At 60.1% G+C, this 20,370-nt stretch carries 24 protein-coding genes; 16 read left to right on the top strand and 8 right to left on the bottom strand.

Annotation, left to right across the window (positions count from 1 at the left end; genetic code table 11):
• The first annotated feature begins 1 nt into the window (after position 1).
• The 8 genes from M2401_RS15935 (at position 2) to M2401_RS15900 (ending at position 8,871) form a co-directional block, all read left to right on the top strand.
• A complete protein-coding gene (locus M2401_RS15935) occupies positions 2-703 on the top strand; it encodes an SPOR domain-containing protein (RefSeq protein WP_259104274.1) in 702 nt (233 codons plus the stop codon).
• Between the two features lie 253 nt (positions 704-956).
• Positions 957-1,487 carry an ATP-dependent protease subunit HslV gene (gene hslV, locus M2401_RS15930; protein WP_259104273.1) on the top strand — a complete coding sequence of 177 codons (531 nt, stop codon included), beginning with the start codon at positions 957-959 and terminating at the stop codon, positions 1,485-1,487.
• A 68-nt stretch (positions 1,488-1,555) separates the two neighbouring features.
• The gene (gene hslU / locus M2401_RS15925; protein WP_259104271.1) at positions 1,556-2,890 is read left to right on the top strand and encodes an ATP-dependent protease ATPase subunit HslU; all 1,335 of its coding nucleotides are present in this window, start codon (positions 1,556-1,558) and stop codon (positions 2,888-2,890) included.
• A 123-nt stretch (positions 2,891-3,013) separates the two neighbouring features.
• Positions 3,014-3,391: a DUF971 domain-containing protein gene (locus M2401_RS15920; protein WP_259104269.1), complete on the top strand. Its 378-nt coding sequence runs from the start codon at positions 3,014-3,016 to the stop codon at positions 3,389-3,391.
• A 300-nt stretch (positions 3,392-3,691) separates the two neighbouring features.
• A complete protein-coding gene (phaC, locus tag M2401_RS15915; RefSeq protein WP_259104268.1) occupies positions 3,692-5,371 on the top strand; it encodes a class II poly(R)-hydroxyalkanoic acid synthase in 1,680 nt (559 codons plus the stop codon).
• Positions 5,372-5,405: 34 nt separating this feature from the next.
• Entirely contained in the window at positions 5,406-6,260 is an 855-nt protein-coding gene (gene phaZ / locus M2401_RS15910) for a poly(3-hydroxyalkanoate) depolymerase (RefSeq protein WP_259104266.1), read from the top strand.
• A 148-nt stretch (positions 6,261-6,408) separates the two neighbouring features.
• Complete coding sequence (gene phaC / locus M2401_RS15905; RefSeq protein ID WP_259104264.1) at positions 6,409-8,091, top strand: class II poly(R)-hydroxyalkanoic acid synthase; 1,683 nt, start codon at positions 6,409-6,411, stop codon at positions 8,089-8,091.
• A gap of 165 nt (positions 8,092-8,256) precedes the next feature.
• Positions 8,257-8,871: a TetR/AcrR family transcriptional regulator gene (locus tag M2401_RS15900; RefSeq protein WP_259104263.1), complete on the top strand. Its 615-nt coding sequence runs from the start codon at positions 8,257-8,259 to the stop codon at positions 8,869-8,871.
• 179 nt (positions 8,872-9,050) lie between these two features.
• Here M2401_RS15900 and M2401_RS15895 read toward each other — a convergent pair whose 3' ends face one another.
• The gene (locus M2401_RS15895) at positions 9,051-9,968 is read right to left on the bottom strand and encodes a LysR family transcriptional regulator (RefSeq protein WP_259104261.1); all 918 of its coding nucleotides are present in this window, start codon (positions 9,966-9,968) and stop codon (positions 9,051-9,053) included.
• 146 nt (positions 9,969-10,114) lie between these two features.
• On the opposite strand from M2401_RS15895, the gene M2401_RS15890 reads away from it, so the two are divergent.
• Both M2401_RS15890 and M2401_RS15885 read left to right on the top strand, forming a co-directional pair.
• On the top strand, positions 10,115-11,611 hold the full coding sequence (locus M2401_RS15890) for an MFS transporter (protein WP_259104259.1): 1,497 nt from the start codon (positions 10,115-10,117) through the stop codon (positions 11,609-11,611).
• Positions 11,612-12,156: 545 nt separating this feature from the next.
• The gene (locus M2401_RS15885) at positions 12,157-12,411 is read left to right on the top strand and encodes a hypothetical protein (protein ID WP_259104258.1); all 255 of its coding nucleotides are present in this window, start codon (positions 12,157-12,159) and stop codon (positions 12,409-12,411) included.
• A gap of 27 nt (positions 12,412-12,438) precedes the next feature.
• Here the strand turns inward: M2401_RS15885 and M2401_RS15880 are convergent, their stop codons facing one another.
• The 7 genes from M2401_RS15880 to M2401_RS15850 all read right to left on the bottom strand — a co-directional run bounded on the left by M2401_RS15880 (position 12,439) and on the right by M2401_RS15850 (position 16,076).
• Positions 12,439-12,699: an acyl carrier protein gene (locus M2401_RS15880; protein ID WP_259104256.1), complete on the bottom strand. Its 261-nt coding sequence runs from the start codon at positions 12,697-12,699 to the stop codon at positions 12,439-12,441.
• On the bottom strand, positions 12,680-13,270 hold the full coding sequence (locus tag M2401_RS15875) for a hypothetical protein (RefSeq protein ID WP_259104254.1): 591 nt from the start codon (positions 13,268-13,270) through the stop codon (positions 12,680-12,682). Before M2401_RS15875 ends, M2401_RS15880 begins: the two co-directional genes overlap by 20 nt.
• 208 nt (positions 13,271-13,478) lie before the next feature.
• Positions 13,479-14,315, bottom strand: a complete 837-nt coding sequence (locus tag M2401_RS15870; RefSeq protein ID WP_259104253.1) for a phasin family protein — start codon at positions 14,313-14,315, stop codon at positions 13,479-13,481.
• Between the two features lie 10 nt (positions 14,316-14,325).
• Positions 14,326-14,751 (bottom strand): phasin family protein, encoded by a 426-nt coding sequence (locus tag M2401_RS15865; protein WP_259104251.1) that lies wholly within the window; start codon positions 14,749-14,751, stop codon positions 14,326-14,328.
• Between the two features lie 226 nt (positions 14,752-14,977).
• The gene (locus M2401_RS15860) at positions 14,978-15,292 is read right to left on the bottom strand and encodes a DNA-binding transcriptional regulator (RefSeq protein WP_259104249.1); all 315 of its coding nucleotides are present in this window, start codon (positions 15,290-15,292) and stop codon (positions 14,978-14,980) included.
• On the bottom strand, positions 15,289-15,633 hold the full coding sequence (locus M2401_RS15855) for a toxin (RefSeq protein ID WP_259104248.1): 345 nt from the start codon (positions 15,631-15,633) through the stop codon (positions 15,289-15,291). Before M2401_RS15855 ends, M2401_RS15860 begins: the two co-directional genes overlap by 4 nt.
• A 167-nt stretch (positions 15,634-15,800) precedes the next feature.
• Positions 15,801-16,076 carry a polyhydroxyalkanoic acid system family protein gene (locus M2401_RS15850; RefSeq protein WP_259104246.1) on the bottom strand — a complete coding sequence of 92 codons (276 nt, stop codon included), beginning with the start codon at positions 16,074-16,076 and terminating at the stop codon, positions 15,801-15,803.
• A 162-nt stretch (positions 16,077-16,238) separates the two neighbouring features.
• Between M2401_RS15850 and ubiE the strand changes: the two genes are divergently transcribed.
• From ubiE to M2401_RS15820, 6 genes are all read left to right on the top strand, one after another.
• Positions 16,239-17,009 (top strand): bifunctional demethylmenaquinone methyltransferase/2-methoxy-6-polyprenyl-1,4-benzoquinol methylase UbiE, encoded by a 771-nt coding sequence (gene ubiE, locus M2401_RS15845; RefSeq protein WP_259104482.1) that lies wholly within the window; start codon positions 16,239-16,241, stop codon positions 17,007-17,009.
• Positions 17,009-17,632 carry an SCP2 domain-containing protein gene (locus tag M2401_RS15840; protein ID WP_259104245.1) on the top strand — a complete coding sequence of 208 codons (624 nt, stop codon included), beginning with the start codon at positions 17,009-17,011 and terminating at the stop codon, positions 17,630-17,632. Before ubiE ends, M2401_RS15840 begins: the two co-directional genes overlap by 1 nt.
• Positions 17,629-19,248: a ubiquinone biosynthesis regulatory protein kinase UbiB gene (gene ubiB / locus M2401_RS15835; RefSeq protein WP_259104243.1), complete on the top strand. Its 1,620-nt coding sequence runs from the start codon at positions 17,629-17,631 to the stop codon at positions 19,246-19,248. Before M2401_RS15840 ends, ubiB begins: the two co-directional genes overlap by 4 nt.
• Positions 19,249-19,317: 69 nt before the next feature.
• Positions 19,318-19,710, top strand: coding sequence for a phosphoribosyl-AMP cyclohydrolase (gene hisI / locus M2401_RS15830; RefSeq protein WP_259104242.1), 393 nt, complete (start codon positions 19,318-19,320; stop codon positions 19,708-19,710).
• 2 nt (positions 19,711-19,712) lie between these two features.
• Positions 19,713-20,045 (top strand): phosphoribosyl-ATP diphosphatase, encoded by a 333-nt coding sequence (locus M2401_RS15825; protein ID WP_259104241.1) that lies wholly within the window; start codon positions 19,713-19,715, stop codon positions 20,043-20,045.
• 42 nt (positions 20,046-20,087) lie between these two features.
• The gene (locus M2401_RS15820) at positions 20,088-20,366 is read left to right on the top strand and encodes a twin-arginine translocase TatA/TatE family subunit (protein WP_259104239.1); all 279 of its coding nucleotides are present in this window, start codon (positions 20,088-20,090) and stop codon (positions 20,364-20,366) included.
• The last annotated feature ends 4 nt before the right edge of the window (positions 20,367-20,370 follow it).

The following is a 20,370-nucleotide window of genomic DNA, read 5'->3' as shown; positions in this document are numbered from 1 at the left end:
TTTGGCCGTTGCGAAGAAGAAGTCTCCACCCCCGAAACGCGGTGCAAGCCGCTATCAGGCTCCGGCGAAAAAGCCTATTCCGGGTTGGCTGTGGATGGTTGCCGGGCTCACCGTGGGCGCGTTCATCGTTTTTCTGATGAAACTCGAACCCGGTGGCGAGGACGTCAAGCGCGTCAAGGCCGAAGCCAAGGCGGCGAAAATCGTCGAAGCGAACAAGACGCCGCCGAGCCCGACTGCGCCGGTCAAGCCCAAGTACGATTTCTACACGCTGCTGCCGGAATCGGAAGTCATCGTGCCCAAGGAAGCCGTGCCGGAGAAAACCCCGCCGGCCATGGTTGCACCGCTGCCTGCGGTCACGCCTGAACAGGCGGCGAAGATCGACACCGTGCGCGCCCAGGCCGCCCTCAGCGGCCTGACCCCGCCGCCTGCGCCTCCGGTGGTGAACACCGCAAAACCGGCACCGGTGACCCAGTTCTTCCTGCAGGCCGGTTCGTTCCGCAAGCAGGCTGACGCGGACAAGGTGCGTGCGCAGATCATCCTGCTCGGCCAGGCGGTCAACGTGGAATCCGGCACGGTCAAGGATGAAACCTGGTACCGCGTACTGGTCGGCCCGTTCAGCAACCGCGAACAGCTGACGACAGCGCAGAAGCAACTGGCGGGCAGTGGTTTCAATAATCTCTTGTTACAACAGCGCAGCAAATAGCCTGGATTGCCGGGCGCGACTTGTGGGAGCGAATTGATTCGCGAAAGCGGTATTTGGCAAATGATCTCGAAACGTGCCGACCCCCTTCGCGAATGAATTCGCTCCCACATAGCTCCCGCAATACAACCACCAATGCAAACCACCGGTATGCGCCATTCATCCCCCGACCATGGTCAAGGTTGAAATACCCACCCCCACCCCCATATGAGTTTTCACCAGGGCATTTTCGCCCCGCTGTGTGGAGACTCTCCCCTTGACCACCATCGTTTCAGTGCGCCGCCAAGGCAAAGTCGTCATGGCCGGCGACGGCCAGGTTTCCTTGGGCAATACCGTGATGAAAGGCAACGCAAAGAAAGTGCGCCGCCTGTACCACGGTGAAGTCATTGCCGGTTTTGCCGGGGCCACCGCCGATGCGTTCACGCTTTTCGAACGCTTCGAAGGCCAGCTTGAAAAACATCAGGGCCATCTGGTTCGTGCCGCTGTTGAACTGGCCAAGGAATGGCGCACCGACCGCTCCCTCAGCCGTCTGGAAGCGATGTTGGCCGTGGCCAACAAAGACGCTTCGCTGATCATTACCGGCAACGGTGACGTGGTCGAGCCCGAAGACGGGCTGATCGCCATGGGTTCCGGCGGCCCTTATGCCCAGGCTGCCGCTCGCGCCCTGCTGCAGAAGACCGACCTGTCCGCCCGTGAAATCGCCGAGACCGCGTTGAATATCGCCGGCGATATCTGTGTCTTCACCAACCACAACATCACCATTGAGGAGCAGGACCTCGCCGAGTAAGCGTCGCACCGGCCCCGCTCGACGGCGGCCGTGCAGCCCTTGCCTGTCCCAGAGGACCGTCAACTACCATGTCCATGACTCCCCGTGAAATCGTCCACGAACTGAACCGTCACATCATTGGCCAGGACGACGCCAAGCGCGCCGTCGCCATTGCCCTGCGCAACCGCTGGCGGCGCATGCAGCTGCCTGAAGAGCTGCGCGTCGAAGTGACCCCCAAGAACATCCTGATGATCGGCCCGACCGGTGTCGGCAAGACCGAAATCGCCCGGCGCCTGGCCAAGCTGGCCAATGCACCGTTCATCAAGGTTGAAGCGACCAAGTTCACCGAAGTCGGGTATGTCGGCCGTGATGTCGAGTCGATCATCCGCGATCTGGCGGATGCCGCGATCAAGCTGCTGCGCGAGCAGGAGATGGTCAAGGTCCGCCACCGTGCCGAAGATGCCGCCGAAGATCGCATCCTCGATGCCCTGCTGCCGCCAGCCCGCAGCAGCTTCAGCGAAGAGCCGCCGACCAGCGATTCCAACACCCGCCAGCTGTTCCGCAAGCGCCTGCGCGAAGGTCAGCTGGACGACAAGGAAATCGAGATCGAAGTCAGCGAAGCCGTGGGCGTCGATATTTCTGCGCCGCCGGGCATGGAAGAGATGACCAACCAGCTGCAAAGCCTGTTCGCCAACATGGGCAAGGGCAAGAAAAAAAGCCGCAAGCTCAAGGTCAAGGAAGCACTGAAACTGGTGCGTGACGAAGAAGCCGGGCGCCTGGTCAACGAGGAAGAACTCAAGGCCAAGGCCCTGGAAGCCGTCGAGCAGCACGGCATCGTGTTCATCGACGAGATCGACAAAGTCGCCAAGCGCGGCAATGTCGGCGGCGCCGATGTGTCCCGTGAAGGCGTGCAGCGCGACCTGCTGCCACTGATCGAAGGCTGCACCGTCAACACCAAGCTGGGCATGGTCAAGACCGACCATATCCTGTTCATCGCTTCCGGCGCGTTCCACCTGAGCAAGCCGAGCGACCTGGTGCCGGAGCTGCAAGGCCGCCTGCCGATCCGCGTCGAACTCAAGGCCCTGAGCCCGGAAGATTTCGAGCGTATCCTCAGCGAACCTCATGCCTCCCTGACCGAGCAATACTGCGCGTTGCTCAAGACTGAAGGCTTGTCCATCGAGTTCCAGCCCGACGGCATCAAGCGCCTGGCCGAGATCGCCTGGCAGGTCAACGAGAAGACCGAAAACATCGGCGCCCGCCGCCTGCACACCTTGCTCGAGCGCCTGCTTGAAGAAGTGTCGTTCAGTGCCGGCGATCTGGCCGGTGCCCCGGATGCGAGCCCGATCCTGATCAACGCCGAATACGTCAACAGCCACCTGGGCGAATTGGCGCAGAACGAAGATCTGTCGCGCTACATCCTCTAAATCTGTCGGAGCGAGGCTTGCCCGCGAAGGCGTCGGTACATTCGACGCATCTTTTGATACCCGAACATCGCCTTCGCGGGCAAGCCTCGCTCCCACAGGGCCCTCATACCCAGGCTATCTGCCATGACCAAAATGCCCTCCGCCATTCAGCTGCACAAAGCCTCGAAAACCCTGACCCTGAAATACGGGCCCGACGAGGAATACAATCTGCCCGCCGAATTTCTGCGGGTGCATTCGCCGTCTGCCGAGGTGCAGGGCCATGGCAAGCCGATCCTGCAATTCGGCAAGCTGGGCGTCGGCCTGGGCAAGGTGGAACCGGCCGGGCAATACGCACTGAAATTGACCTTCGACGACGGCCATGACAGCGGCTTGTTCACCTGGGAATATCTGTACCAACTGGCGCAACGCCAGGAATCGCTGTGGGACGATTATCTGGTGGAGCTCAAGAACGCCGGAAAATCCCGCGACCCTTCCGAGCAAGTTATCAAACTGATGCTCTAGTCCGCCGCTTGCCGGTTTAGGACGCACTTTCTAATCGGTTTTGTTTCAATGTCCCGCGCAGCGGCCAATGACTGGCCCCGCTTGCGCAAATTTGAAATCTCGCGTAACCAATGACTCTGGCAAGTTCTCTGCATCGATTTGACGCAGAGAAAGACAGTGGGCAAGCGCTCGTGCGGTAGCGCGCCTGTCTGTCGATGCGGTTGTTTACATCATCGGTTACCGAGCAGCAGTACCGGCATTGCCCGTGACGCTGGATCACGGCCAGGCCCGTACTCACCTCAGGACAATGGAGCGTCGTGGATGAGTAACAAAAATAGCGAAGACCTGCAGCAACAGGCCTCTGAACACACCCTTGGGCTGAACCCGGTGGTGGGGCTCAGGCGCAAGGATTTGTTGAATACCGCACGCATGGTTCTGCGCCTGACTGTCAAACAGCCGTTCCTGAGTATCAAGCACGTCGCGCAACTGGGTGCCGAACTCAAGAATGTGATGCTGGGCAAATCGACCCTGCAACCGGCCGCCGATGACCGTCGCTTCGCCGATCCGGCCTGGAGCCAGAACCCGCTGTACCGTCGCTACCTGCAAACCTACCTGGCCTGGCGCAAGGAGCTGCACGACTGGATCGACGACAGCAACCTCACCCCGCAGGACATCAGCCGCGGCCATTTCGTTATCAATCTACTGACCGAAGCGATGTCGCCGACCAACAGCGCGGCCAATCCGGCGGCGATCAAGCGCTTCTTCGAAACCGGCGGCAAAAGCATCCTCGACGGCATGTCCCATTTGGCGAAGGATCTGGTGCATAACGGCGGCATGCCGAGCCAGGTCAATATGGACGCCTTCGAAGTCGGCAAGAGTCTGGGCACCAGCGAAGGCGCGGTAGTGTTCCGCAACGATGTGCTGGAGCTGATCCAGTATCGCCCCATCACCGAACAGAGTTACGAGCGCCCGCTGCTGGTCGTTCCGCCGCAGATCAATAAGTTCTACGTCTTCGACCTGAGCCCGGACAAGAGCCTGGCGCGCTTCTGCCTGCGCAGCAACGTGCAGACCTTCATCATCAGTTGGCGCAACCCGACCAAGGCTCAGCGCGAATGGGGCCTGTCCACCTACATCGATGCAGTCAAGGAAGCGGTCGACGTGGTCTGCGCCATCACCGGCAGCAAGGACGTCAACATGCTCGGCGCCTGCTCAGGCGGCATTACCTGCACCGCGCTGCTGGGCCATTACGCCGCTCTGGGCGAACAGAAGGTCAATGCCCTGACGCTGCTGGTCAGCGTACTCGACACCACCCTGGACACCGACGTGGCGCTGTTCGTCGACGAGCAGACCCTGGAATCGGCCAAGCGCCACTCCTATCAGGCCGGGGTGCTGGAAGGTCGCGATATGGCCAAGGTTTTCGCGTGGATGCGCCCCAACGACCTGATCTGGAATTACTGGGTCAACAACTACCTGTTGGGCAACGAGCCGCCGGTGTTCGACATCCTGTTCTGGAACAACGACACCACACGCCTGCCCGCCGCCTTCCACGGCGACCTGATCGAGATGTTCAAGAACAACCCGCTGGTGCGCCCCAATGCGCTGGAAGTCTGCGGCACGCCCATCGACCTGCAGAAAGTCACCAGTGACGTGTTCTGTCTGGCCGGGACCAACGACCACATCACCCCCTGGACCTCCTGCTACAAGTCGGCGCGACTGTTCGGTGGCAAGACCGAATTCGTGCTGTCGAGCAGCGGCCATATCCAGAGCATCCTCAACCCGCCGGGCAATCCCAAGTCGCGCTACATGACCAACCCCGAGATGCCGGTTGATCCCAAGGAATGGCAGGAAAACGGCACCAAACACACCGACTCCTGGTGGCTGCACTGGCAGAATTGGCTGGGCGAACGCGCGGGTAAACTGAAGAAATCGCCGACTACACTCGGCAGCAAGGCCTATCCGGCGGGTGAAGCATCGCCAGGCACTTATGTCCACGAACGCTAGTGAGCAGTCAACGGTCGACCACAGGGCTTTGCGTATGCCTCAACCCTTTGTATTTCGCACCATCGATCTGGATGGCCACAACATCCGTACCGCAGTGCGCCCCGGCAAGCCCCACCTCACGCCTCTGCTGATCTTCAACGGTATCGGCGCCAACCTTGAGTTGGTGTTTCCGTTTGTCGACGCTCTCGACCCGGACCTGGAGGTGATTGCTTTCGACGTGCCGGGCGTGGGCGGATCCTCGACGCCGCGGCGGCCGTACCGTTTTCCCGGCCTGGCGAAGCTGGCCGCGCGCATGCTCGACTACCTCGACTACGGCCAAGTCAATGCCATTGGCGTGTCCTGGGGCGGCGCGCTGGCGCAGCAGTTCGCCCACGACTATCCCGAGCGCTGCAAGAAACTGGTGTTGGCAGCAACGGCAGCCGGTGCGGTGATGGTGCCAGGCAAGCCCCGGGTGCTCTGGCTGATGGCCAGCCCGCGGCGCTACATCCAGCCTTCCCATGTGATTCGCATCGCCCCGGAAATCTACGGTGGTGCCTTTCGCCGCGACCCGCATCTGGCTGCCAACCATGCGGCCAAGGTCCGCTCGTCCGGCAAGCTGGGCTACTACTGGCAGCTGTTTGCCGGCATGGGCTGGACCAGCATTCACTGGCTGCACAAGATCCGCCAGCCGACCCTGGTGCTGGCCGGTGACGACGATCCGCTGATTCCGTTGGTCAATATGCGCCTGCTGGCCTGGCGTATACCCAATGCCCAGCTACACATAATCGATGACGGACATTTGTTTCTGATTACCCGGGCTGAAGCCGTGGCCCCCATCATCATGAAATTCCTGCAACAGGAACGGCAACGCGCCGTCATGCACCCCAAACCCGCGCCGATTGTGCGCTGAGCTACGCCCCCTGAATAACAAGGAAGCTGTACGTTCCAGCAGCTGTGCCGGACACCGGAGTGTTTTCGCCGCAGCACTACGACCACCTCCCCGTACGGAGGCGTCGTAGGAATATTGATTGATGGCCTGACGAAGGAGTGTTGCCCTCATGCAAGATAAACCCGCAAAAAGCGTTGAACCCAGTACGGAGTCTTACTTCAACGCCCAAAGTGCTATTACCGGTTTGCGAGGCCGCGACCTGCTCTCGACCCTGCGCAGTGTCGCTGCCCAAGGCCTGCGCCACCCGCTGCATAACGTGCGTCATGCCCTGGCCCTGGGCGGCCAGTTGGGCCGGGTGTTGCTCGGCGATACGCCACACACACCGAACCCGCGCGACAGCCGCTTTGCCGATCCGACCTGGACCCTCAACCCCTTCTACCGACGTGGCTTGCAGGCCTACCTGAGCTGGCAGCACCAGAGCCGCAAATGGATCGATGACAGCAACCTGTCCACCGACGACCGGGCCAGAGCGCATTTTCTGTTCAACCTGCTCAACGATGCCCTGGCGCCGACCAACACGCTGCTCAACCCGATGGCGGTCAAGGAACTGTTCAATTCCGGCGGCACCAGCGTGATCAAGGGCCTGAGTCATATGGTCGATGATCTGCTGCACAACAATGGCCTGCCCAGCCAGGTGACCAGGGACGCCTTCGAGATCGGCCGTACCGTCGCCACCACCGTCGGCACCGTGGTGTTTCGCAATGACATGCTGGAGCTGATCCAGTACAAACCCATGAGCGAAAAACAGTACGCCAAGCCCCTGCTGATCGTGCCACCACAGATTAACAAGTTCTATATCTTCGACCTGAGCGCGAAAAACAGCTTCGTCCAGTACGCTCTCAAGAACGGCCTGCAGACCTTCATCATCAGTTGGCGCAACCCCGATGTGCGGCACCGCGAGTGGGGGCTGTCGAGTTATGTCGAAGCCACCGAACAGGCGATGAATGTCTGCCGCGCAATTACTGCCAGCCGCGAAGTAAACCTGATCGGTGCCTGCGCCGGCGGCCTGACCATCGCCGCCCTGCAGGGCCATTTGCAGACCAAGCGCCAGCTGCGCCGGGTCTCCAGCGCGACCTACCTGGTCAGCCTGCTCGACTGCGCCATCGAAAGTGCGGCCTCGCTGTTCGTCGATGAGACGACCCTGGAAGCGGCCAAGCGGCGCTCCTACCAGAACGGCGTGCTGGACGGCCGGGACATGAGCAAGATCTTCGCCTGGATGCGCCCCAACGACCTGATCTGGAGCTACTGGGTCAACAACTACCTGCTGGGCAAGGCGCCGCCGCCGTTCGACGTGCTGTACTGGAACAACGACAGCACCCGCCTGCCCGCTGCCCTGCATGGCGACCTGCTCGACCTGTTCAAGCACAACCCGTTGACCCACCCCGGTGGCCTGGAAGTCTGCGGTACGCCCATCGATCTGGAAAAAGTTACGGTGGATAACTTCAGCGTGGCCGGCATCAACGACCACATCACGCCATGGGACGCGGTCTATCGCTCGACCCTGCTGCTGGGCGGCGAGCGGCGTTTTCTGTTGTCCAACAGCGGCCATGTGCAAAGCATCCTCAACCCACCGGGTAACCCGAAGTCCCACTACATCGAAGCGGCCCGCCTCAGCGGCGACCCTCGTGCCTGGTTCTACGATGCCAAGCAGACCGAAGGCAGTTGGTGGCCGACCTGGCTGAGCTGGATTCAGGAGCGCTCGGGCGCCCAGCGCGAGACCAACATGACCCTGGGTAATGCCGCCTATCCACCGATGGAAGCGGCGCCGGGGACTTATGTGCATGTGCGCTGAGGCGATCGTTTGCAGGACCTGCTTTTTGTGGGACCGGCTTTAGCCGGGAAAGCATTGGTACAGGCAGTAGAGAAATATCGACTGCACCGAGCTTTTCCCGGCTAAAGCCGGTCCCACCGTTATGAACGCGCCGTCAAGAACCCGAATCCCAAACAAGAAGACCGGATGAAAACCCGCGACCGTATCCTCGAATGCGCCCTGTCCCTGTTCAATCAGGAGGGTGAACCCAACGTTTCAACCCTGGAAATCGCCAACGAACTGGGTATCAGCCCCGGCAACCTGTACTACCACTTCCACGGCAAGGAGCCGCTGGTGCTGGGCCTGTTCGAGCGCTTCCAGAGCGAGCTGACGCCATTGCTCGACCCTCCCGCCAACGCGCAACTGGCCGCCGAGGATTACTGGCTGTTCCTGCACCTGATCGTCGAGCGTCTGGCCCACTACCGCTTTCTGTTTCAGGACCTGTCCAACCTCGCCGGGCGCCTGCCAAAACTGGCCCGGGGCATTCGTAATCTGCTCAATGCCCTGAAACGCACCCTCGCCTCCCTGCTGGCGCGGCTCAAGGCCGAGGGGCAGGTGGTCAGCGAAACCCAGGCCTTGGGGCAATTGGTGGAGCAGATCACCATGACCCTGCTGTTCTCCCTGGACTACCAACGCATCCTCGGCCGCGAGGGCGAAGTGCGGGTGGTGGTTTACCAGATCATGATGCTGGTGGCCCCGCACCTGACGCCGGGCTCACGGCATGCGGCGCAGGAGCTCGCGTTGCATTACCTGGAAGATTGACCGAGCTGGTTTTCCTTATCAGGCGGATCAGGGGAAAAATTCTGTGGCAGCGAATGTGTGGGAGCGAATTCATTCACGAAGAGGCCGGTACTTCCGATAGATATTCATCTCACACAAAGCCGCCTTCGCGAATAAATTCGCTCCCACAAAGCTCCTACCGACTTCAGCCCTGCTGCCGTTCAGGTATTCAGCGAGGGCGATATCCCCTCGCAAGCAAACAACCGCTCACTGACAAAATCCACAAACACCCGCACCTTGGGTGACAGGTGCCGACTCGACGGCCACAGCAGGCTCATGGGTGACGGTGCGTTGGTGTGCTCGGCCATTACCTGGCACAGGTCACCGCTGGCCAGGGCGTCCCGGACCAGGAAGTCCGGCATGCAAGCAATCCCCATGTCACTGAGGGTCATGCCCAGCACAGCCTGCATGTTGTTGCAGGTAAAGGCCGTGCGCGTGCTCCACTCCACCTCGCCGGGCTCGCGGGGCAGCGGCCAGTCCTGCAACTTGCCGTTGCTGTGAAAGCGAAAGCGCACGCCGCAATGCCCGCGCAATTCAGCGGGATGCTGCGGGCAGCCGTGACGGTTCAGGTAAGCGGGCGAGGCGCACAGCAGCACCTGTACTTCGGGCAACGCGCGCATATGGAAGCGTGAGTCCGCTACAGCGCCACCACGCAGGGCGACGTCATAGCCCTCCTCGATCAGGTCGACGAACTGGTCGTTGAAATCCACATCCAGTTCAATATCCGGGTAGCGCTTGAGAAACTCCGGCAGGATCGGCAGCAGCAAGTGATAACCCACCGTCATGGTCGTCACCCGCAGCTTGCCACGGGGCGTTTCGGTGCTCTGCGCCACAGCGGCGCGGGCATCGTCCAGCTCGTCGATGATGCGTCGGCAGCGTTCCTGAAACAGCCGCCCCTCATCAGTCAGACGCAGACTGCGGGTCGAACGCTGAAACAGCCGCACACCCAACTGATGCTCCAACCGCGCCACGCCCTTGCCCACCGCCGAGGCCGACAAGCCCAACACCCGCCCGGCGGCCACGAAACTGCCCAGTTCGGCGGTACGTACAAATGCCATCAAGCCACTGAAACGATCCATCCCACATCCCCATTCAAGCGTTTGATTCCGCTATACACGGAATTTTTGCCGTTTTTAAGCGGATTAACGCGCTCTTATCATCCTCGCCAACTTGGCTGCATTACGCCAGGACCCAATGCAGCTCATCCCGGACTTGAGGATTACCCATGAACCGAAACCTGATCCTGCTGGCGGTGTGCATCGCCGCCATCAGCATGCCGCTGAATTTCACCGCGGCCGCCGTCGCGCTGCCCGCCATCGGCCGCGCATACGGTGGCAGCCCCATCGCCCTGAACTGGGTAACCAACGCGTTCATGCTGACCTTCGGCAGCTGCCTGATGCTGGCCGGAGCCCTCGCCGACAGCTACGGGCGCAAGCGCGTATTCGTCAGCGGCGTGACGGCTTTTGCGCTGTTCTCCGCCGCCCTCGTCCTGGCGCCGAATCTGCTGTGTTTCGACCTACTGCGCGCCGCCCAGGGCATCGCCGCAGCTGCTGCGTTTTCCGGCGGCATGTCGGCGCTGGCACAGGAGTTTGAAGGCCCTGCGGCCGTGCGGGCCTTCAGTTTTGTCGGCAGTAGCTTCGGGATCGGCCTGGCCTTTGGCCCGATCGCTTCGGGGCTGATGATCGAGGCCTTTGGCTGGCACATGATCTTCCTGATGATCACCGTGCTCGCTGCACTGGCCTCGGTACTGGGCCTGCGCTATATGCACGAGACGCGCAACCCCGACGCCGCCGGCATCGACTGGCCCGGCGCGATCAGCTTTACCTGGGCCCTGGGGATTTTCACCTACGCGGTGCTGATGGCACCGGAGCGCGGCTGGAGTGATCCGTGGGTGGTGACCTTGCTGGCCGTGTCGTTGCTGTCCTTTATTGCCTTTGTGATCATCGAACGTCGCGTCGCTCAGCCGATGCTTGATCTCACCCTGTTCCGCTATCCGCGCTTCGTCGGCGTGCAACTGCTGGCAGCGGCCCCGGCCTATGCCTACGTGGTGTTGCTGGTGCTGCTGCCGATTCGCTTCGTCGGCATCGATGGCATGAGCGAACTGGCGGCGGGCCAACTGATGATCGCCCTGTCTGCACCGCTGCTGGTACTGCCCATCGCTGCCGGCATGCTGACCCGCTGGCTCAGCGCGTCGATCATTTGCGGAATAGGCCTGCTGATCTCGGCTGGCGGGCTGTTCTGGCTCAGCCATATCCCGACCGGCAGCGCGGCCGTCGATCTGATCTGGCCGATGTTCGTGATCGGCGCCGGGATCAGCCTGCCGTGGGGCCTGATGGACGGCCTGGCCGTCAGCGTCGTGCCCAAGGAGCGCGCTGGCATGGCCACCGGCATCTTCAGCACCACCCGCGTCGCAGGCGAAGGCGTGGCGGTAGCCATCGTCACCGCCCTGCTCTCGGCCCTGACCTCTCGGCACCTGAACGGAGTGAACGTGACCGAAGCCGCGCAACACCTGGTAACCGGCGACCTGCCCGGCGCCCAGTCCCTGCTGCCCGGCACCGCCCAGGCCTTGTTGGTCCACGGCTATAGCGATGCCTTCAGCACGCTGCTGCTGATCCTGAGCAGCATCACCGTAGCGACGGCGGCGGTGGTGTTTGTGTTTCTGGATCGGGGCAACGGCAGCAACCACGAGGCATTGGAGTGCCAGCAGGATCAATTGGCCTGATCCATGGTCAGGCTTCACAAAGATCCCGTAGGAGCGGCTTCAGCCGCGAGAATGCCCTCCCGGCTAAAGCCGGTCCTACGATGTGGGAACCGGCTTGCTGGCGATAGCCTCAACTCGGTCTGACTGAAACACCGCGCCGCCCTTTTCGCGGGCAAGCCGCGCTCCAACGGAATCGCATGTACCTGTGGGAGCGTGGCTTGCTGGCGATAGCCTCAACTCGGTCTGCCTGCCATACAGCGTCGTCTGTTTTCGCGAGCAAGCTCGCTCTCACAGGTCTTGATTCAATCTGCCGCTGTGCCTATCCTCGCCCCGTCACGGCCCATCCGTGATCAGGTTTGACGGCCTGGTTTCATCACTAGTACCGATGCACGTCCCAGTCGTATGCAACGCAACTTTGCGTGCCCGCGTTATGGCGACTGTGCGTGGGGCACTTTCGAGTGCGCCGGGTGCTAGTGTCCGGTCCGTCAACCCGCGCACAGTTGCCACCCTGAATTCGTTTGACGGCGAAAGTGGCAGCTCTGACTTACTCACTAGAGATCTGCAGAATGATTCAAAATCACACTCCACACGCCCATCCGTTCGGCAAACTATCGATAGGCGAAAACCTGTTCATGGTCCAGCCAGGCATCTCGCGAGAGGTAGCCCTTCATCAAGCCACGAACATGTTCGACTGCGCCGCCGACTTGATGACTGAAGCGGAGGATGCCGACGTGCAACTAAGCCGCAAACTCACCCGAACCGCGCTGCATTTCATCGACGCCGGCCGAGCGCTAGTCGAGGTAGCAGCAGAAACCCCGTAACGGTCCAATAAAAAACCCGACCTGCTCTCACAGGTCGGGCTTCGCAAGAATCAGCTCAACGACTTCTTCAATGGTCTCGATCCGCTCCCAATCGCCTGCATCAGGCTTCAACTGATACTGCCATTTCACCTGCATCATGAAGCAGGTAAGGTCGTCATCGATGATGGCGAAATCGCGGACGAAGTTTGTCTTTAGCGTCACTGCATCACGGGGAATGAACCCGATAGTCGAGACGAAGAGCTCGATAATGGCTTTGGTCAGTTGGGTTTTATCCCTTTTGTTTTCCATTCCTCGCCTCGTATGCACAAAGCCCAATGCTAACCAAATCAAACACAGCCAGCCCTGCGGCCACAAAGGGAATTCCACGTCCAATAACACCGAACACCCTGACAGTGCCAAAGGTCGCTTTCGCCATTTTGGCGGCTGTTGGCTGTCTTATAAGAGTGCGTGGAAAAAATCGCATACCGATGAGGCTAGCAATATTGGTGGTCCTGCTTGAACCAACATGAACCCACGCACCGACTGCCGTTTTGCTGATAGGTATGCCAGCTGCGGCGGTCAACGTGGTCGCCACAGTCAAGCCGTAATGCTCTTTGGTGCAGGTCCATAAAGTATCGAAAGTCGTGTCAGGGATTGTTGACTGAGTACGAACACCTTGAATGATTTCATGACCAATCGCCCCTGTAGCCCATTTTTCAGCGGGCAATAACAGCGTACCAGGACATGAAGTCATCATTGAGCTTTGTAGGCTATAGGCTACTCGGCTGTTTGAGCCAATATTGACGCCGTAGCCATTAAGCTCTCTATTGACGTCCATAACCGCTGTGGTGAACTCTTTTTCTTGCTTTACAGTTTCCACTCCTTACCAATGCGCAAGGAGCGTAGCTCGGAGCTATGCAGAGGCGATGTAGGACACGTCCTGATTAATCGAGTGAATTTTCCGCCTTCCTCCTGACCCGACCTTGCAACTATCCGCCGCGTAAAATCTCAAATCCGTTTCAAAATCAGCCCAATAAAAAACCCGACCTGCTCTCACAGGTCGGGTTTTCATGCCGCCATCCGGTTTATCAGGACTGGCTGCTCGGTGTCGCCGGTGCTGCCGGTGCGGCGCTCGGGGTTGGCGCTGCCGATGCTGCGGTGGTGCTGGCCGGGGCCGGGGTGGCCGGTGCGGCGCTGGCGGCGGGTTTGGCCGCTGCCGGTTTTGCGGCGGCAGGTTTCTTCACCGCTGGCTTTTTCGCTGCTGCAGGCTTGGCGGCTGCTGGCTTCGCAGCGGCAGGTTTGGCTGCCGCTGGTTTAGCAGCAGGTTTGGCCGCAGCCGTTTTGGCGGCGGCGACCGGTTTGGCGGCAGCGCTTTTGACGGCTGTTTTAGCCGCAGCGGCAACCTTGGTAGCAGCCGGTTTGGCAACTGGCTTCGGCGCAGGCTTGACCAGCGGCTTGGCGGCAGTTTTAGCGGCGGGTTTGGCAGCTGCGGTTTTCGACACCGGCGTGACCGAGGCACCAGTCAACTTCTCGATTTGCTTGGTGAGCAGATCGACCTTGTTGTGCAACGCCTTGACTTCATTGCGGCTCGGCACGCCCAGGCGGGAGATGGCGCTGTTCAGGCGCTTGTCGAACGCACCTTCCAGTTCACTCCATTTGCCCATCGCCAGGTCTTTTACATCGCCAACGCGGGACTTGGCCTTTTTGGCGGTGTCCTTGGCGGCGTCGACTTGTGCATCGACTTCAGCCTTGGTCTGTTTCTCGGCTTTCTCGCCGTCCTTGACCAGGGTTTCAAAAAGCTTACTGCCATCATTGCTGATCTTCGAGTAAGCACCCAATCCAGCCAGCCAGATCTGACGCGAGTATTTTTCAACCTCGCCGATCCAGGAGCTGCCTTCTTTTTCGATTTTCTTTTTGCCAGCCATCCCGCTCTCCTTATTGTTTACGCTCGACACGTTCCAGCAATGCTGTCAGCTCATCGAGCTTAGCAGAGAGTGTCTCAACATCATGTTTAGATGGAATGCCGATGCGATTCAAGGCACTGGCAACGCGGCGGTCGAAGGCACTTTCGATCTTGTCGAGCTGCACTTCAACGCGGCCCTTGATGCCGGTAACCTCGCCCTTGAGCGAATCAATTTCGCTGTTGGCGGCTTCGAGCTTTTCATTGACGGCGCTCTTGGCGTCTTTCTCAACTTTTTCGCCGGTCTTGATCAGCTCTTTGACGTAAGTGCTGCCTTCATGACCGGCCTTGGCGTAAGCCCCCAGGCCCGCCAGCCAGATCTTGCGGGCATACAGCCGTACTTCGGAGAATGCCTTTGTTTCTTCGGCTTCGATTTTTTTCTTCAAAGTCACTTTGGCCATGTCGCACCTCACGCTCGAAAAATTAGAGGAAGCGCCCCGCGGATTGGGGGCATGGGCACAAAGTACGGAGAAAAATTAGAATGCTCACCCTAGGGTTTAAACAATCAGTTGTTGAAGCAAGCGCCGGACGGTAGGAGCGAACTTGTTCGCGAGGCGGTGTCACAGGCGACCAAGATGCAGGATGTACCGACGACTCGCGAACAAGTTCTCTCCTACCGAACGCGGCTCACCCCAACGCGGCCAAATGCTCGACTGTCTCGGGGAAACGATCAACTAGCCGAATCAATGTCGTAGCCTGCGCATTAGGCTTGGCACGACCCTGCTCCCAGTTTTCAAGCGTCCGGGTATTGGTGCGCAGATACATGGCAAAGACGGACCTGGATAGATTGAGTTTATTCCTGATACCTACCAATTCCTGCGCCGAAAGCGGCTGAAGCTTCTCCAGCTCGACCTTGTGCGTACGCAACGTGAGTTTACCTTCGCGGTGCTCGGCCAAAGCATCGAAGCCTTCGATGATCTCGGCAAAAATGTCACGCGTCATGATTGTCTCCTTGAGCAAATCTCTGCATCCAGCCGAGCCTTCAACGTTTTGATTTGAGCCGGACTCAGGTCTGGCTGCTCACTTTTGTCGTAAAGGGCAAAAAACCAGAACTGCGAACCTTCGATCCACCAGTAATAAATCAGCCTCAACCCACCGCGTTTGCCCTTGTTCCGGCTCTCATCTGAGAAGCGCGCCTTGCGCAGGCCTCCGGTTCCTTGAATCACATCACCCGCTTCCGGGTTCATGAGCAGCCAGATCTGTAGCCTTCTAAAGGCTTCATCGTTCAGGTAATCGTGGCGATAGCGTTGAAATGCGGGCAACTCAATAAAAAGGGCATGCATGATTGTACGTTATCTACGTATAGTTTTATGAGTAACGGGTTGCACGTCAAGACGTGTTATCCGAGGGTGCTCACCATAAAACGAAGGCAGTAACGCAGGCTGTGAGACATGTCTTAAATGTCTGCGGGATCACTCGCTACCGGCCGAGGAAGCGAGCATTGCCCCAATCAAACCAACGCCTTATCCAGCACCTTCTCAACCTCGGTCTTGATCGCGCCACTCATGGCCGAGAGGATGAAGTTGAGTTCGATGGTCACACGGATCAGGGCCGCTTCCACATCGACGCGGCCTTTGGCGCCCTTGCCTTCCAGGGATACGCTGTCGCCTTTCCACTCGTGGGCCAGGCCGTATTTTTCCGAGAGTTTCTGCACCAACTGTTCAGCTTTTTCCCGGGCAGCTTCGTGGCCGAGGGTATGGGCGCGTTCAACGGTGATCTTGGACACTGCAAGGCTCCTTGATGAGGTAATTCGTCGGGCAACTATAACAGTGCGACCCGCTGAATAAACGCGCGTTCCCGGTCAGTTCCTGTCTTACGCCTGAGCCTTGTCAAGACAAAGCGGGCCTCGGCGATTAGAATGGCCGCACTTTATTCCGGTGACAGCGATATGAACGATCAGCGCCAAGGCAACGATGCCGAACCCACCACTCACTTCGGCTTCAAAAACGTACCGGAAAGCCAAAAGGCGGAGAAAGTCGCTGAGGTTTTCCATTCCGTAGCCGCCAAGTACGACTTGATGAATGACGTGCTGTCCGGCGGCATGCACCGTCTGTGGAAGCGCTTTGCCATTGAGCTGTCCGGCGTGCGCACGGGTAACCGTGTGCTGGACATCGCCGGTGGCACGGGCGATCTGACCCGCAAGTTTTCCCATCTGGTCGGCCCCACCGGTCAGGTCGTGCTGGCCGATATCAACGCCTCGATGCTCAAGGTCGGGCGTGATCGCCTGCTGGACCTGGGTGTGGCGGGCAATGTCGAGTTCGTCCAGGCCGATGCGGAAAAGCTGCCATTCCCGGACAACCACTTCGATTGCGTGACCATCGCCTTCGGCCTGCGTAACGTCACCCACAAGGAAGATGCCCTGCGCTCGATGCTGCGCGTGCTCAAGCCGGGTGGCCGCCTGTTGGTGCTGGAGTTCTCTAAACCGACCAACAAGCTGATGTCCAAGGCCTACGACGCCTATTCGTTCGCGTTCATGCCGTTGATGGGTAAGCTGATCACCAATGACTCGGAAAGCTACCGCTATCTGGCCGAATCGATCCGCATGCACCCAAATCAGGAAACCCTCAAGTCGATGATGGTCGAGGCCGGTTTCGACCGCGTGACCTATCACAACATGACCGCAGGCATCGTCGCCCTACATCGCGGTATCAAGCCCTGATGCTGCTGCGTGGCTTGCTCGCCAGCGTCGAGCACGGCATCAACCGTGCCTTGCGCATGGACAGCACGGCCCTGCCGCGCCTGGGTCGCCTGAGCGGGCGGGTGATTGCGGTGGATTGCCGCAACCCGTCGCTGCGGCTGTTTATCCTGCCCAGCGATGAAGGCCTGCTGCTGGCGGCAAACTGGGAAGCCGATGCCGACTGCACTCTGCGTGCCCCGGCGGCGAGCCTGCTGCGCCTGGCCCTGAGCAAGGACAAGACGGCTGTACTGCACGGCCCCGAGGTCGATCTGGACGGTGACAGCAGCCTGCTGCTGGAACTGGTCGGCATCCTCCAGGATCTGGAGCTGGACTGGGAATACGAGCTGCAACGCTGGCTCGGCCCGGTCGCCAGTCAGGTGCTCGGCGGTCATCTGCGCAGCCGCGCGCGCTGGACCCAAGATGTACTGACCAGCGTCAGTCAGAATCTGGCCGACTATCTGAGCGAAGAATCCCGCACACTGGTCGGTCTGCGCGAAGCCGAAGCCGGCTTTGCCGAAATAGACCGGATCAAACTCGATCTGGAACGCCTTGAGGCGCGCTTCGAGCGCCTTTCCCTCTCCCTCAACTCCAGCGATAACGCATGAAGCTGCTTGCCGTCCGCCGTCTGTTGCGCATCCAGCGTGTCGTGATCCGCTACCGCCTCGATGACCTGCTGTTCGCCCTGCCGCTGCCCTGGTGGCTGTTGGCCGTGCGTTTTGTCCTGCCGTGGCGCTGGTTCCCGCGCAAGGCCTCGGAGCTGAGCCGTGGCGCGCGTTTTCGCCTGGCTTTGCAGGACCTGGGGCCGATTTTCATCAAGTTTGGCCAGCTGCTTTCGACCCGCCGTGACCTGCTGCCCGAAGACATCGCCGACGAGCTGATGCTGTTACAGGATCGCGTGCCGCCGTTCGACCCGCAGAAAGCCATCGCACTGATCGAATCGCAGTTGGGCAAGAAGATCAGCGAAGTGTTCAGCCGTTTCGATGTCGAGCCACTGGCCTCGGCCTCGGTGGCTCAGGTGCATGCCGCCCGGCTGAAAACCGGCGAAGAGGTAGTGGTCAAAGTGGTACGGCCCGGCCTCAAGCCGATCATCGCTCAGGATCTGGCCTGGCTGTTCATCCTCGCCAGCACCGCCGAGAAACTGTCCGCTGACGCGCGCCTGTTGCACCCGGTGGATGTGGTCAGCGACTACGAAAAGACCATCTACGACGAGCTGGACCTGCTGCGCGAAGCGGCCAACTCCAGCCAGTTGCGCCGCAACTTCGAAGGCTCGCAGCTGCTGTATGTGCCGCAGGTCTATTGGGACTGGTGCCGGCCGAAAGTGCTGGTCATGGAGCGTATCTACGGCGTCCAGGTCACCGATCTGGAAACCCTGGCCGACCAGCGCACCGACATGAAGATGCTGGCCGAGCGCGGTGTGGAGATCTTCTTCACCCAGGTGTTCCGCGATAGTTTCTTCCACGCCGACATGCACCCCGGCAATATTTTCGTCAGTACCGTGCAGCCGTGGAGCCCGCAATACATCGCTATCGACTGCGGCATCGTCGGCAGCCTGACCCCGGAAGACCAGGACTATCTGGCCCGCAACCTGTTTGCTTTCTTCAAGCGTGATTATCGCCGGGTCGCCCAACTGCACATCGACTCGGGCTGGGTCCCGGCCCACACCAAGCTCAATGAGTTCGAGGCAGCGATTCGTACCGTGTGCGAACCGATCTTCGAGAAGCCGCTCAAGGACATTTCCTTCGGTCAGGTGCTGATGCGCCTGTTCCAGACCGCGCGGCGCTTCAATATGGAAGTGCAGCCGCAACTGGTGCTGCTGCAAAAGACCCTGCTCAATATCGAAGGCCTGGGTCGTCAGTTGTACCCTGACCTGGACCTGTGGAGCACCGCCCAGCCGTTCCTGGAGCGCTGGATGCGCGAGCGGGTCAGCCCCAAGACGTTGTTTGGCAATGTGCAATCGCAGATCGAACAGATCCCGCACCTGGCCGGCATGACCCGCGACCTGCTCGAGCGTCTGTCCCAGCCCCATGCCGTCGACCCGCAGCCGACCTGGCGTGCGCGCGGCGACAGTTGGGTCCTGCGGTTATTGGGCGCAGCCCTGCTGGGCGGAGGCGTGGTGATCGCGTCGAGCCTGGCCGGTGCCGGCAGCGAATGGACCGCCCCTGCCACCTGGCCTGCGTGGGTCATGTTGACCTCAGGGTTGTATCTAGTCGTTCGCCGATAGCCATCGTCATCATGCGCTGGCACACTGTTCAACCCGCCGAGGCCTGAAGCCCGGCTGCCGGAGTAGATGATGAAAGACTGGTTGGACGAGATTAAATGGGACAGCGATGGCCTGGTGCCCGCCATCGCTCAGGATCACAAGACCGGCCGCATTCTGATGATGGCCTGGATGAATCGTGAAGCCCTGGCCCTGACCGCAGCCGAGAACCGTGGCATCTATTGGTCGCGTTCCCGTGGCAAACTCTGGCGCAAAGGCGAAGAATCAGGCCATGTGCAAAAGCTGCACGAACTGCGTCTGGACTGCGACGCCGACGTGATCATCCTGATGGTCGAGCAACTGGGCGGCATCGCCTGCCATACCGGCCGCGAAAGCTGTTTCTATCGCGTCTATGAAGGCGGTGACTGGAAGACCGTGGACCCGGTGCTCAAAGACCCGGACGCCATTTATCACGCAGGACACTGAACATGAGCGATACCTTGTCACGCCTGGCGCAAGTGCTTGAAGAGCGCAAAGGCGCCGCTGCCGACAGTTCTTATGTCGCCAGCCTCTATCACAAGGGTCTGAACAAGATTCTGGAAAAGGTCGGCGAAGAGTCGGTCGAAACCATCATCGCCGCCAAGGACGCCGCCGTCAGCGGCGATTGCAGCGATGTCATCTACGAAACCGCTGACCTGTGGTTCCATAGCCTGGTGATGCTTGCCGCGCTGGGTCAGCACCCACAAGCCGTGCTCGATGAGCTGGACCGCCGTTTCGGGCTGTCCGGACACGCGGAAAAAGCCGCACGTTCAGCCGACTAACCCACCGCTTTCGAGCTTTGAAATTTCTACGAGGAACGCTTCATGGGCATTTTTGACTGGAAACACTGGGTCATCATTCTGGTAGTCGTGGTACTGGTCTTCGGCACCAAGAAACTCAAGAACCTGGGCACCGACGTGGGTGAGTCGATCAAGGGCTTTCGCAAGGCCATGAACGACGAAGAGAAGAACCCGGAACAACCGCCGGTGCAGCCGACCCAGACCGCACAAGCCGCGCCCCAGGGCTCGCCGCTGAACCAGCCGCACACCATCGACGGCCAGGCGCACAAAGTCGAAGAGCCAATCCGCAAAGACCAGGTCTAGTCCC

The organism is Pseudomonas sp. JUb42 (genome assembly GCF_024807945.1).
Classification (GTDB): Bacteria; Pseudomonadota; Gammaproteobacteria; order Pseudomonadales; family Pseudomonadaceae; genus Aquipseudomonas.
The sequence above is the reverse complement of the archived record's forward strand: the minus strand, read 5'-3'. Positions and strand labels throughout refer to the sequence as shown.

Excerpts from the sequence above, each read along its gene's own strand:
- ubiE (WP_259104482.1), top strand. The coding sequence starts at position 16,239 with ATGAACGATCAGCGCCAAGGCAACGATGCCGAACCCACCACTCACTTC.
- M2401_RS15870 (WP_259104253.1), bottom strand. The coding sequence starts at position 14,315 with ATGGCTGGCAAAAAGAAAATCGAAAAAGAAGGCAGCTCCTGGATCGGC.
- M2401_RS15920 (WP_259104269.1), top strand. The coding sequence starts at position 3,014 with ATGACCAAAATGCCCTCCGCCATTCAGCTGCACAAAGCCTCGAAAACC.
- M2401_RS15900 (WP_259104263.1), top strand. The coding sequence starts at position 8,257 with ATGAAAACCCGCGACCGTATCCTCGAATGCGCCCTGTCCCTGTTCAAT.
- M2401_RS15860 (WP_259104249.1), bottom strand. The coding sequence starts at position 15,292 with ATGACGCGTGACATTTTTGCCGAGATCATCGAAGGCTTCGATGCTTTG.
- M2401_RS15825 (WP_259104241.1), top strand. The coding sequence starts at position 19,713 with ATGAGCGATACCTTGTCACGCCTGGCGCAAGTGCTTGAAGAGCGCAAA.
- M2401_RS15820 (WP_259104239.1), top strand. The coding sequence starts at position 20,088 with ATGGGCATTTTTGACTGGAAACACTGGGTCATCATTCTGGTAGTCGTG.
- phaC (WP_259104264.1), top strand. The coding sequence starts at position 6,409 with ATGCAAGATAAACCCGCAAAAAGCGTTGAACCCAGTACGGAGTCTTAC.
- M2401_RS15880 (WP_259104256.1), bottom strand. The coding sequence starts at position 12,699 with ATGGAAAACAAAAGGGATAAAACCCAACTGACCAAAGCCATTATCGAG.
- M2401_RS15840 (WP_259104245.1), top strand. The coding sequence starts at position 17,009 with ATGCTGCTGCGTGGCTTGCTCGCCAGCGTCGAGCACGGCATCAACCGT.
- hslU (WP_259104271.1), top strand. The coding sequence starts at position 1,556 with ATGTCCATGACTCCCCGTGAAATCGTCCACGAACTGAACCGTCACATC.
- hisI (WP_259104242.1), top strand. The coding sequence starts at position 19,318 with ATGAAAGACTGGTTGGACGAGATTAAATGGGACAGCGATGGCCTGGTG.
- M2401_RS15865 (WP_259104251.1), bottom strand. The coding sequence starts at position 14,751 with ATGGCCAAAGTGACTTTGAAGAAAAAAATCGAAGCCGAAGAAACAAAG.
- M2401_RS15885 (WP_259104258.1), top strand. The coding sequence starts at position 12,157 with ATGATTCAAAATCACACTCCACACGCCCATCCGTTCGGCAAACTATCG.
- ubiB (WP_259104243.1), top strand. The coding sequence starts at position 17,629 with ATGAAGCTGCTTGCCGTCCGCCGTCTGTTGCGCATCCAGCGTGTCGTG.
- phaC (WP_259104268.1), top strand. The coding sequence starts at position 3,692 with ATGAGTAACAAAAATAGCGAAGACCTGCAGCAACAGGCCTCTGAACAC.
- phaZ (WP_259104266.1), top strand. The coding sequence starts at position 5,406 with ATGCCTCAACCCTTTGTATTTCGCACCATCGATCTGGATGGCCACAAC.
- M2401_RS15855 (WP_259104248.1), bottom strand. The coding sequence starts at position 15,633 with ATGCATGCCCTTTTTATTGAGTTGCCCGCATTTCAACGCTATCGCCAC.
- M2401_RS15890 (WP_259104259.1), top strand. The coding sequence starts at position 10,115 with ATGAACCGAAACCTGATCCTGCTGGCGGTGTGCATCGCCGCCATCAGC.
- M2401_RS15895 (WP_259104261.1), bottom strand. The coding sequence starts at position 9,968 with ATGGATCGTTTCAGTGGCTTGATGGCATTTGTACGTACCGCCGAACTG.